Origin of the sequence: Streptomyces sp. NPDC050743, from assembly GCF_044456925.1 — a bacterium.
Lineage (GTDB): Bacteria > Actinomycetota > Actinomycetes > Streptomycetales > Streptomycetaceae > Streptomyces.
Genome location: NZ_JBITGJ010000161.1, coordinates 1 through 11,327 on the forward strand (window position 1 = coordinate 1; position 11,327 = coordinate 11,327).

At 68.3% G+C, this 11,327-nt stretch carries 8 protein-coding genes and 1 pseudogene; 6 read left to right on the forward strand and 3 right to left on the reverse strand.

Translation table 11 applies throughout. From position 1 onward, the window contains the following. The 3 genes and pseudogenes from ACIBJF_RS48855 to ACIBJF_RS48865 form a co-directional block, all read left to right on the forward strand. A pseudogene (locus ACIBJF_RS48855) lies at positions 1 to 110 on the forward strand (ketol-acid reductoisomerase); the annotation flags it as partial. Between the two features lie 137 nt (positions 111 to 247). After that, positions 248 to 1,126 carry an RNA polymerase subunit sigma gene (locus tag ACIBJF_RS48860; protein WP_399184356.1) on the forward strand — a complete coding sequence of 293 codons (879 nt, stop codon included), beginning with the start codon at positions 248 to 250 and terminating at the stop codon, positions 1,124 to 1,126. A gap of 236 nt (positions 1,127 to 1,362) precedes the next feature. After that, positions 1,363 to 2,973, forward strand: coding sequence for a cytochrome bc complex cytochrome b subunit (locus ACIBJF_RS48865; RefSeq protein ID WP_399184357.1), 1,611 nt, complete (start codon positions 1,363 to 1,365; stop codon positions 2,971 to 2,973). 77 nt (positions 2,974 to 3,050) lie between these two features. On the opposite strand, the gene ACIBJF_RS48870 is transcribed toward ACIBJF_RS48865, so the two are convergent. From ACIBJF_RS48870 to ACIBJF_RS48880, 3 genes are all read right to left on the reverse strand, one after another. Next, positions 3,051 to 3,950: an RNA polymerase sigma-70 factor gene (locus ACIBJF_RS48870; protein WP_399184358.1), complete on the reverse strand. Its 900-nt coding sequence runs from the start codon at positions 3,948 to 3,950 to the stop codon at positions 3,051 to 3,053. A gap of 447 nt (positions 3,951 to 4,397) precedes the next feature. Next, the gene (locus tag ACIBJF_RS48875) at positions 4,398 to 4,880 is read right to left on the reverse strand and encodes a cupin domain-containing protein (protein WP_399184359.1); all 483 of its coding nucleotides are present in this window, start codon (positions 4,878 to 4,880) and stop codon (positions 4,398 to 4,400) included. 142 nt (positions 4,881 to 5,022) lie between these two features. Continuing rightward, positions 5,023 to 5,496, reverse strand: a complete 474-nt coding sequence (locus ACIBJF_RS48880) for a carboxymuconolactone decarboxylase family protein (protein WP_399184360.1) — start codon at positions 5,494 to 5,496, stop codon at positions 5,023 to 5,025. Between the two features lie 329 nt (positions 5,497 to 5,825). On the opposite strand from ACIBJF_RS48880, the gene ACIBJF_RS48885 reads away from it, so the two are divergent. The 3 genes from ACIBJF_RS48885 (at position 5,826) to ACIBJF_RS48895 (ending at position 10,950) form a co-directional block, all read left to right on the forward strand. Continuing rightward, positions 5,826 to 6,554: an alpha/beta fold hydrolase gene (locus ACIBJF_RS48885; protein WP_399184361.1), complete on the forward strand. Its 729-nt coding sequence runs from the start codon at positions 5,826 to 5,828 to the stop codon at positions 6,552 to 6,554. Between the two features lie 249 nt (positions 6,555 to 6,803). Continuing rightward, positions 6,804 to 9,287, forward strand: coding sequence for a SpoIIE family protein phosphatase (locus tag ACIBJF_RS48890; protein WP_399184362.1), 2,484 nt, complete (start codon positions 6,804 to 6,806; stop codon positions 9,285 to 9,287). Positions 9,288 to 9,594: 307 nt separating this feature from the next. Then, positions 9,595 to 10,950, forward strand: a complete 1,356-nt coding sequence (locus ACIBJF_RS48895; protein ID WP_399184363.1) for an NAD(P)/FAD-dependent oxidoreductase — start codon at positions 9,595 to 9,597, stop codon at positions 10,948 to 10,950. Positions 10,951 to 11,327 lie beyond the last annotated feature (377 nt).

Consider the following 11,327-nt stretch of genomic DNA (forward strand, 5'->3'; position numbering starts at 1 on the left):
GCGGGCTGAAGAGGTACAACGAGTACAAGAAGCAGGACTCCGAGCACCTGCTGGAGACCACGGGCAAGCAGCTGCGCAAGCTGATGAGCTGGGTCGACGAGGAAGCATAGGACGCATTCCCGGCAGCTGACACGGGCGCGGCACCGCAGTCGTGCGTCACAAGGTCCGCACGTGTCCGGTCCAGGACATCAGGACGTTTGTCGCGGTGGCTGTGGTGCGGGGTGCTGTGCGAGAGGGAGGATGTCGTATGGACCGTGACGATGACGCGGTGCCGATCGCGGAGCTGCTGGACGAGCGGCGTCATCTGCTGGACGTCGCCTACTGGATGCTGGGCAGTAGCAGTGCGGCGGAGAGCATCGTCGACGAAACCTATCGACGGTGGTTCGCGCTGTCCGATCAGGCTCGGGCACGGATCGCCTCGCCGCGTTTCTGGCTGGCGAAGGTCACCGGCGGCATCTGTTTGGGCCGGTTGGCCCTGCCCGACGGCGGCGGCACCTGCGCGGGGGAGGGTCGGACCGTTGGCTCGGGGGCTGAGGGGGAAGGGACGCTGGAGGAGGAGATCAGCGGAACCCTGCTCGACGCGCTGGATTTCCTGTCCCCGGCCGAACAGGCCGCATTCGTGATCAACGATGTGTTCGGGGTGCCGCGCACGGTCGCCGACATCGTGCGACAGCCGGGCCCGGAGTGCCCTGAGCCGGCCGACGACGCCCGTCGCAGTCTCCGGGCCCGGCGTGCGTGGCACACGGCTCCGGAGCAGCACGACGCCGTCGTCGGGGCGATGCGACTGGCCTGTGCGACGCAGGACGAAGCCCTCATGATGTCCATCCTCGCGCCCGACGTCACCGCCGTCTTCGACGGCGGCGGAAAGATCCGGGCCCTGGTCAAACCGGTGCGCGGCAACACGCATGTCGCCCGCTGCCTGCTCACGCTGCTGCCCCGGCACCCGCGCACCGCCCTGAACACCCAGTCCGTCAACGGACGCACCGGCCTCGTCGTGCGCTACGACCACGTGGTCGCCGCGATCATCAGCCTCGACGTCGCCAACCGCCACGTCATCCATGTCTGGGCCATCCTCAACCCTGACAAACTGCGCACCTGGAACGACCCCGGCCCCACGCGGCGCTGACGCACCCACGATGCCGCGGCCGCCGACCGTACCCCTCTGTCAACTGACCGGATGGCTCCGCGTTCTGTGACAGGTTCGCCGCGCCGAATTACCGCCGGCCACCGAGCGGGGCCGCCCGTCGCGGTATGTCACATTTTCACGGTCCGGATGGTCATAGAGAGGACAGCAGTTCGCACCGCTTCGCACCGTGTCAACGCATGGTACGAGAGTGCGGCACTTTTCAGGAGTGGTGAAACGTGCAGAACGAGAGCCGGGCGGCCAGGCCACGACGAGAGCGCAGAGGGGAGAAGATCGCCGACTGGGCCGGCGGGCGACTGGGCTGCCGTAGCCCCGCGAAGACCATGATGCGCAGGGTCTTTCCGGACCACTGGTCCTTCATGCTGGGGGAGATATGCCTCTACAGCTTCCTCGTCCTGGTCATCACAGGCGTGTACCTGACCTTCTACTTCCACCCCTCGTCGGAACAGGTCCAGTACCACGGCAGCTACGTTCCGCTGCAAGGTCAGACGGTGTCGGAAGCGTTCAACTCGACCATGCACATCTCCTTCGACGTCCGGGGCGGTCTGCTGGTCCGGCAGGCCCACCACTGGGCGGCGCTCGTCTTCGTCGGCGCCGTGCTCGCGCACATGATGCGGGTCTTCTTCACGGGGGCCTTCCGCAAGCCGCGCGAACTCAACTGGGTGTTCGGCTTCCTGCTGCTGGTCCTGGCCATGTTCGCGGGACTGACCGGATACGACCTGCCGGACGATCTTCTCTCCGGCACCGGGCTCGCCGTCGTCAACGGAACGATCCTCTCGGTGCCGATCGTCGGCACCTACCTGTCGATGTTCCTCTTCGGCGGCGAATTCCCCGGCCATGATCTGGTGGCGCGCTTCAACGCCATCCACGTGCTGCTGATTCCCGCCGCCATGGTGGCCCTCACCGCCGTCCACCTCGTCCTGGTCCGCCGGCAGAGGCACACGCAGTATCCCGGGCCGGGCCGTACGAACGAGAACGTCGTCGGCCTGCCGCTTCGGGTGCACGCGGTGAAGTCGGCCGGGTACTTCTTCCTGGTCGCCGGAATCATCTTCTTCCTCGCGGCGATCGCGCAGATCAACCCCGTCTGGAAGTACGGGCCTTACCGTGCCGACCAGGTTTCGGCAGGCTCCCAGCCCGACTGGTACATGGGCATCGCAGACGGGTTGCTGCGCGTCATGCCCGGCTGGGAGATCAGCGCCTGGGGCCACACCCTCGCCCTCGACAACCTCGTCCCGCTCCTGGCGGGCGTCGGCTTCTTCCTCGCGCTGGGCGCATACCCCTTCGTCGAGGCCTGGGTGACCGGCGACGACCGGGACCAGCACGTCCTCGACAGGCCGCGCAACCGGCCGGTGCGCACCGGACTCGGTGCCGCGTGGCTGAGTGTCTACTTCGTGGCGTTGCTCGGTGCGGCGAACGATGTGATCGCCACTCAACTGCACGTCTCCGTCAACGCCGTGACGTGGGCAGTGCGCATCGGCCTCGTCACCGTACCTGTCGTCGTCTACTCCGTGGTGAAACGACTGGCTCTGGGACTCCAGCGGCGCGACCGCGAGGAGGTCCTGCACGGCCGCGAGACCGGCGTGATAAAGCGCCTGCCTCACGGCGAGTTCGTCGAGGTGCACGCACCACTCAGCCGGCAACGACTGCACACCCTGACGGCGCACGAGCAGTACGCGCCGCTGACCGCCGCCCCCGGGGACGGCGCGGAGGACACGCCCGCGAGGGCCCAGCGGCTGCGAGTCCGGCTCAGCCGCGGCCTCTACGGGGAGAAGAGCCAGATTCCCAAGCCCACGGAGCGGGAGTACAAGGAAATCACCGGCCGACGCTGACGCAGACATGTCCCGCTCCCCATGCGCTCAAGAGCGGGACACTGTCGGACTGGCTCGGGCGACTGCCGGGGAGGCGATCAGCCGCTCAGGGACGCCACGTAGGGCAACAGCTTGGACGGATTCATCACCCACATGATCCGGTCGATCCCCTCGCTGGAAGCATCGATGCACAGCAGCGCCACGGCGTTCCCGTCGGCCGAGACAAGAACAGACGGCCGCCCGTTGGCGTCGACCCACTGGATGTCCGCCTGGGGCCAGAACCGGGGGGCGAAGGCCGCGAGGTACTTGGCCACGCGCAGCCGCCCGATGACCGGGATCTTCGACGCGCCGCGCACTCCACCGCCGTCGGAGTAGCTGACGACGTCCGCGGCGAGGAGGTCCTCCAGGACCATCAGGTCGCCCGTCTGCGCGGCGGCGAGGAACACTTCCAGCAGTCGCCGGTGCTCGGCCCGGCTGACCCGTTTCCTGCGGTCGGCCGCCAGGTGTTTGCGGGCGCGGCTCACCAGCTGGCGGGCGTTGCCTTCACTGGTCTCCAGGATCTCCGCGATCTGGTGGTAGGGATAGTCGAAGGCTTCCCTCAGCACATAGGCCGCGCGTTCCACCGGGTTCAGCTTCTCCATGAGGAAGAGGACCGCCAGCTCCAGCGCCTCGGCCCGTTCCGCTCCCAAGTGCGGGTCCACAGTGGTGTCTACGGGTTCGGGGAGCCACGGTCCGATGTACGACTCCCGGCGCACCCTGGCGGACTGGGCGAGGTTGATGGCCAGCCGTGCGGTGACCGTGGTCAGGAAGGCCGCCGGCTCCAGGATGTCCGCGCGGTCCGTGTTCTGCCACCGCAGCCACGTCTCCTGGACGATGTCCTCGGCCTCCGCGGAACTGCCGAGGATCCGGTACGCGATACCGAAGAGCTGGGGATGTGCCGCAAGGAACTCTTTCGTCGCTTTGTCGAGGGCATCCGCGTCGTCATTCCCAGGGTGCATCGTTGTCCCTTCCAGCTCGGAGACCACCATGCTACAAGCTGCCACGGTGTGCTCTCGGGGCAGTGGGAGAGCACACCGAGTCAACGCTGTGACCGCATGGTGGCACTCATGTGTGCTCAGAGACACATACGACTTCCCAGCGCCTGTGCGAGGGAGCCGCCGCTGTCGAACACGTTCAAGAGCCGGGCCGAGACCCGTAGCCCCGGGGTATGACGTCTGCTGTCCCGCCGTGGGTCGAAGCCAAGCCGCTCGGCCTGGGTGAGCCAGTACCGGGAGCCCGTCGCGGGATCGAAGTGCCAGTTCATGGCCGCCCTGACGAACTCGTCCGGGTCGGCCAACCGTCGTCGTGAACCGGCAGGTGACCAGGGCCGGGCGTCGGCGCGGCAGTATCGCCGTCGCCCGGCGAGGGGCCGCCATGGAAGACGGACCAGGAATGACGGCTGGGGTCTATTCCGCGAAGTAGGAGTCGTGCTCGACGAAGAATGCCGCGCGTTCTTCATCCGTGGCGTCGGCCAGTTGGGAGACCTTTTCGAAGTACTCCTCCCGCGGTGCGCCCGGCGTGAAGAGCAGCAGCATGTCCGCCGGCGCATCGGAGTCGTTGCGAAAGGCGTGCAGCCCGCCCTGCGGCACGTGCAGGAAGTCTCCCTTGTGCGCGTCGACCCACTGTGCGCCGTTGAAGAGCCGAACAGTGCCGTCCAGGATGTAGAACGACTCCGAGATGGACTTGTGGAAGTGAGTCTTGGGGCCGCCTGCCTTCGCCCTCATCTCGACTCGGTAGAGCCCGAACTCGCCTCGTGTGGTGACGGTGGTCGCCAGGTAGTGAATCGCATCCTTGCCGGCCTCGCCGAGGTTCGGCGGAATGTTCGCCGGATGGAAGACAGCGCTGACCTCCCCGCTGTCTCCCTGGTAGACCTGTTCCGGGTACGACATGTCTGTTCTTCCTCCTCTGCGCGCCGGCTGCTCGCCGATGCGCCGTCGGGGCAGCCGCTTCGGCCGCCGCGGCCCCGATCGGCCCGCGGTCGGGCTCGCCGTACGAGACCGACCGGATCCGCGGCGTATGGAGGGGTGTCGGTCAGCCGAACTGGCCGGGCTGGTAGTCGCCGGCGGGCTGCTGGTTGATGACGTTGATGCGGTTGTAGGTGTTGATGACGGCGATCAGGGAGATCAGGGCGGCGAGTTGTTCCTCGTCGAAGTGCTTGACGGCGTTGGCCCAGACCTCGTCGGTGACGCCACCGGCCGCGTCGGCGATGCGGGTGCCTTGTTCCGCCAGTTCGAGGGCGGCACGTTCGGCGTCGGTGAACACCTTGGCCTCGCGCCAGGTGGCGACCAGGTTGAGGCGTTGCGGGGTCTCCCCGGCGTGTGCGGCGTCCTTGCTGTGCATGTCGGTGCAGAAGCCGCAGCCGTTGATCTGGCTCGCGCGGAGCTTCACCAGTTCCTGGATGACGAGCGGCAGCGACGAGTCCGTGATGACCTTGTTGGCCGAGTTGATGTGCTTGAGCACCTTGGCCCCGAGGGTGTGGCCGAAGTAGTTGAGGCGCGATTCCACGGTGATCTCCTTGCGTCTGAGCGTGGGCGTACACATGACTGACCGAGCAGCCCGACGATGTGTGACAGGAAACCTGCGGCTGCATGCGGCGGGTCCGCTCGGTGGGGGCGATCGGTACGACCCCCGTGGTCGAGAGCGGCCTTCGCGGCCCCGCGAGCGATACGCTGTCACACGTTGTGCGCGGTCTTGGGAGACCTGTCACGGTTCCAGTGGTCGCCCGGTCATCCTTGGGGAGCGGGTCCTGTGCTGTCGTCGGTGGCACCCCCGACGGGGCCAGGAGCCGGCCCTTTCGTCTCACCTCAGCGATCCCTACCGTGAAGGAAGCGACCGTGCCGGCAATCTTGATCCACGGCATCCCTGACACCCCTCGTGTATGGGACGGCGTTCGCCGACATCTGACCCGCCGCGACGTGGAGGCCTGGGACCTGCCCGGCTTCGGCGCTACGCCGCCGCCCGGCTTCGACTCCACCAAAGAGGAGTACGTCGACCGGCTCATCGACCGGCTGGAGCAGGTCGGAGAGCCCGTGGACCTGGTCGGCCACGACTGGGGCTGCATCTTCACCGCCCGCATCGCCTCCCTGCGGCCCGACTTGGTCCGCACCTGGGCCGGCGGCAACGGCCCGATCAGCGCCCAGTACGTCTGGCATCCGCTGGCCAAGATCTGGCAGGACCCGGTCGAGGGCGACCGGTTCATGAACGAGTTGGAGCCCAGGTCCTTCGCCAAGGACTTGGTGGCCGGCTTCGACGTCCCCGCCGAACTGGCGGAGGACATGGTCAGCCGCGTGGACGGACCGATGAAGGACAGCATTCTCAGGCTCTACCGCTCCGCGCTGACGATGGGCGCGGAGTGGGAACCGGCGCTGGCGAACATGACGGCGCTGGCTCTGGTGTTCTGGGGAGCTCTCGACCCGGCCTGCCAGATCGAGTTCGGCGAGAAGCTCGGCCGCGCCATCCGGGCCTCCCGAGTCCTCAGGCTCGACTGCAACCACTGGACGGTGCTGCAGAAGCCGGCCGAGGTCGCCGCCGCCCTTGAGGCGCACTGGAGCCGGCCCGAGTAGGCGCACCGGGCGCGAGCCGTCCGGGTACGTGCCCTGTGGCACCGGCCCCACGGTCGGCACCACAGGGCCCGTGGGGCACCTGAGGCCGGTCGTTCACCGGGCCTGTCACAGACCGGAGCACCGTCCTGTCTATTACCCGAAAGGTGCGAACAGGACATAGCGGTGCCTTCCCCTCGTGCGCTGCCCGCAGCGCTCACGCGTCGGCGTCCGTCCGCACCCCAGAGCCCCACCCACCTGAGGACTAGCCCGATGACCAGCACTGACAACGAGAAGCCCGGCAATCAACCGGACACTCCCGAGACAACCGACTCGGCGATCGCGATGCTCGACGATCAGGGAACGGTGGTCGGATGGACACAGGCCGCCGAGCGGCTTGTCGGGTACTGCACGAGCGAAGCGGTGGGGCGGCCCGCCGCGCTCATACTGCCCTCCTGCGAGGAAGCGCCGACGATCTCGGCGTACGCCGAGCGATGCCGGGCCCAGAACGGCTGGCCGGGCACCACGGCGGCCCGCCATCGAGACGGCCACCTGGTCAACGCCAACCTGCGTATCTCCATGGTCCGAGGGCAGCAGGGGGCCGTGCGCTGGATCGTGTCCGTGACGGACACCGGCACCCTGTCCGGGCAGGCGGTGAACGGAACGGTGTGGGCGCCGCTTCTCGCGCGCACACAGATCGGCATCGTCGTGCGTGACCCGGACCTGCGTTGCTCCTGGGTGAACGACACGATGGAGAGCCACGACGGCATCTGCCCGGACCGACGCCTCGGACGAATGTTCCCCGAAGTACTACCGGGCGCCAAGGCCGAGGCACTCCAGGCCGTGATGCAGCAGGTGCTGAACAGGGGCACCACCAGGGTGCACGAGTACCGGTCGTGGCTGGCGACCGGTCTGCGCCGGGAGCACACGTTCGCGGCGTCGTTCTTCTGCCTACAGGACGCCGACGGCAAGGCGCTGGGGGTGTGCTGCATCAGCGTCGACGTGACCGAGAGCCGTCGGGCACGCGAGCGCCTGGCCATCCTCAGCCAGGCCAGTACGCGACTGGGCAGCAGCCTGGACGTGATGCAGACCAGCCAGCAACTGGCCGACCTCGCGGTGCCTCTCGTGGCCGACTTTGTCGCGGTCGACCTGGAACAGTCGGTCCCGTTCGGCGACGGGCCACCGGTCCGCATCGGCCCGGTGGGCGAGCGCCCGCCCGTCTTCCGGCGTGCCGGACTGGCCTCCGTCCACCAGGGAGTCCCCGAATCGCCGTGGCTGCGCGGAGAGAGGATCCCGGTGCCGCCCGCCTCGCCCATCACCGACGTCATGCGCACCGGGCGGTCGTACCTGGAGCCGATCCTGGACACCGCGGAGGGCACATGGACCGCTCAGGACCCGGTACGAGCCCTGAAGATCCGTGAGAACGGCATGCACTCCATCATGATCGTGCCCATCCGCACGCGGCGTGCCCTGCTGGGTGTGGCCCTGTTCGTCCGCAGCGAGGATCCGGTGCCGTTCCAGGAGGGCGATCTGCACCTGGCCGAGGAACTCGTCAGCCGCGCCGCGCTGTCGTTGGACAACGCCCGCCAGTACACCCGCGAGCACACCGCGGCCCTCGCGCTCCAGCGCAACCTGCTGCCCCAGCATGTGCGGGGCGGCATGGCGGTCGAGGTGGCCTCCCGCTACCTGCCCGCCGACATGGACAACGGAGTCGGAGGCGACTGGTTCGATGTGATCCCGCTGTCCGGCGCCCGCGTGGCCCTGGTCGTCGGCGATGTGGTCGGTCACGGCCTCCACGCCGCCGCGACGATGGGCAGGCTGCGTACCGCGGTCCGCACGCTCGCCGACATGGAGCTGCCGCCCGACGAGCTGCTGGCACACATGGACGACACGGTGCAGCGACTGGCCGAGGAGGACGCCGACGCCCCGGACCAGCTCCCTGCCGTGGTGGGCGCGACCTGTCTGTATGCCGTCTACGACCCGGTCACCCGGACGTGCGCCATGGCACGGGCCGGGCACCCACCGCCGGCGATCGTCGATCCGCGGGGTCGGGTCACCTTCCCGGACCTGCCCACCGGAATCCCGCTCGGACTCGGAGCGGGCGTCCCGTTCGAGTCCCGGGAGTTCGAACTGCCCGAGGGAAGTCTCCTCGCCCTGTACACCGACGGTCTGATCGAAACCCGCGACCACGACATCGACGTGGGGATGCGCCGGCTGGGCAGCACGCTGGCCCAACCGAACCGCTCGCTGGAGGACCTCTGCTCCGGCGCGATGGAAGCCGTCCCAAGCCAGGCCCCGGCCGACGACGCCACACTCCTTCTGGTCCGCACCCACTCGCTCGACCCCGCCCACGTCGCCTCCTGGACACTGCCCAACGACCAGGCCGCCGTCCGTAGCGCCAGGCGTATGGCAGCAGGGCAATTGAGCGCATGGGGCCTGGAAGACCTCGCGGAGCCCACGAAACTGATCATCAGCGAGCTGGTCACGAACGCCGTCCGCCACACCACCGGCCCGATCGTGCTCCGTCTGATCCAGCACCAGGTCCTGACCTGCGAAGTGTCCGACACCGACTTCTGCGCCCCGCGTCTGCGCCGGGTACGCAGCACCGACGAGCACGGGCGCGGCCTGTTCCTGGTCGCCCAGCTGGCCCGCAGATGGGGCGCCCGCTCGGTCTCGGGCGGCAAGGTCGTCTGGGCCGAGGAGGACCTGGCCACCACACCAGCACGTCGCCAACAGGCGGTCGGCACGAGGCAATAGCCCGAGGGACGAGCGAAGACCATCTCCCCGTAGTGGGTGGACCGCACTCATGTCGACCGATGAGAGGGAAGACTCGAGGGGGACCGCACCGGCTGCCGCGGAAGACGCGACGGGGGATTGCGGTCGCCTCGGGCCCCGGCGACGACGCCCGTCAGCGGGTGATCGCCATAACCTGCTCCTCGTCACCGCTGACGGCGTCGCTGAGTCCGCCCCGCACGACACCCCGCTGCCACCGCAGGCACAGCCGTGTCACACCGTTGACCGCTGCTCGGTCTAACTGGTGTCGAAGCTACGAGCAGAGGGACACATGCGCGAGATTGTGATTGTCGGTGGCGGCTACGCGGGCTTCTACACCGCATGGGGCCTTGAGAAGAGGCTGCGCAGCAAGGAGGCACGGGTCACGGTCATCGACCCGCGCCCCTACATGACCTATCAGCCCTTCCTGCCCGAGGTGACGGCTGGATCGATCGAGGCACGCCACGCCGCCGTGTCTCTGAGACGACATCTGCGCCGTACCCGACTGATCGCCGGCAAGGTGACCGCGATCCGCAATGCCGACCGTACGGTCACCGTGCGCCCGGCGAGCGGCGCCGATTACCAGGTCCGCTACGACATCCTTGTGGTCACTGCCGGTGCGGTGACGCGCACCTTCCCGATCCCCGGACTGGCGCAGCAGGCGATCGGACTGAAGCACGTGGAGGAGGCAGTGGCCATTCGTGACCGGCTGATGACGTCGTTCGACCAGGCCTCATCGCTGCCGCCGGGCGCCGAGCGGCGCAAGCTGCTCACGGTCACATTCGTGGGCGGCGGGTTCTCCGGTGTCGAGGGATTCGGCGAGTTGCTGTCGCTGGCAACGGCGATGCTCAAGCACTACCCGGAACTGAGCCTCGACGAGCTGTCCTTCCATCTGGTCGAGGCCCGGGACCGCATCCTTCCGGAAGTGGGCGCCAAGCCAGGTGCCTGGGTGGTGCGTTCGCTCGAACGCCGTGGCGCGCACGTCCATCTGAACACGCAGCTGGTGTCCGTCGTGGACGGGCATGTGGTGCTCTCCAGCGGCGAGGAGTTCGACTCCGGGCTGATCGTCTGGACCGCGGGCAACGCCTCGAATCCGGTGGTGCACAATCTCACGGATCTGCCGGTCGACGAGCGGGGCCTGCTCGTGGTCCGCCCCGATCTCTCCGTGGGTACCGACAACGCGCCCGTGCCCGACGTGTGGGCGGCCGGCGACGATGCGGCCGTGCCGGACCTGGCTTCTCCCGTTCCAGGGGCGCACACGGTGCCGAACGCCCAGCACGCGGTGCGGCAGGGCAAGCGTCTGGCGAAGAACATCGCGGCCGGCCTGCGCGGAGGCACCGTTCGCGACTACCGTCACAGCAGCCTGGGAGTCGTGGCGACGCTGGGGCTGGGCCGGGGCATCTTCCAGTACAAGGGCATTGTCATCAAGGGATTCGCCGCCTGGCTGATGCACCGGGGCTACCACCTCCTCGCGGTGCCCACATGGGAGCGCAAGGTCCGCGTTCTCACCGTTTGGCTCACGGCCGCACTCTTCGGCAGGGACCTGGTCTCCCTGGCATCCGTGCAGCATCCCGGGGACGCTTTCGTCACTGGTGGTGATCCACAGCGTTCCGGCGAGCGTCAGCTCGACGACCGCTCGGCGGCATGAGTACGGCAACCGAGGGGCTGCACGGGGGCCGTGCCGTCATGGCTGGCCGGAGCACGCACCCCAGGCCCACCGGCTTGCCGGAGTCGACCAGTGAAGGGAGGTAGGTCATTGATCGAGCGGTGGAACAGGCTCGATCGGCTCCACCGCCGGATCGAGACCTGCGTCGAACGACGCCTCCAGCGGCAACTGGGCCTGAGTGGCAGCGAGTTCCACGCCCTGAGCATCCTCCATGCGCGGGCGTCCGCCGCCGTGCGGCCGCTTCACCGGGTTCCTCCGATTCCTCCCCGGCCTTCAGGCCGGGGAGGAATCGGACTCCTGCGGAGCAGGGCAGGGGTAGCCGGATCGCCGTCAGGGCGATCCGGCGTCCACCCCGCACG

Bases quoted from the DNA above. Each gene is read 5' to 3' on its own strand.
- ACIBJF_RS48895 (WP_399184363.1), top strand. From the start codon at position 9,595: ATGCGCGAGATTGTGATTGTCGGTGGCGGCTACGCGGGCTTCTACACC.
- ACIBJF_RS48890 (WP_399184362.1), top strand. From the start codon at position 6,804: ATGACCAGCACTGACAACGAGAAGCCCGGCAATCAACCGGACACTCCC.
- ACIBJF_RS48875 (WP_399184359.1), bottom strand. From the start codon at position 4,880: ATGTCGTACCCGGAACAGGTCTACCAGGGAGACAGCGGGGAGGTCAGC.
- ACIBJF_RS48860 (WP_399184356.1), top strand. From the start codon at position 248: ATGGACCGTGACGATGACGCGGTGCCGATCGCGGAGCTGCTGGACGAG.
- ACIBJF_RS48870 (WP_399184358.1), bottom strand. From the start codon at position 3,950: ATGCACCCTGGGAATGACGACGCGGATGCCCTCGACAAAGCGACGAAA.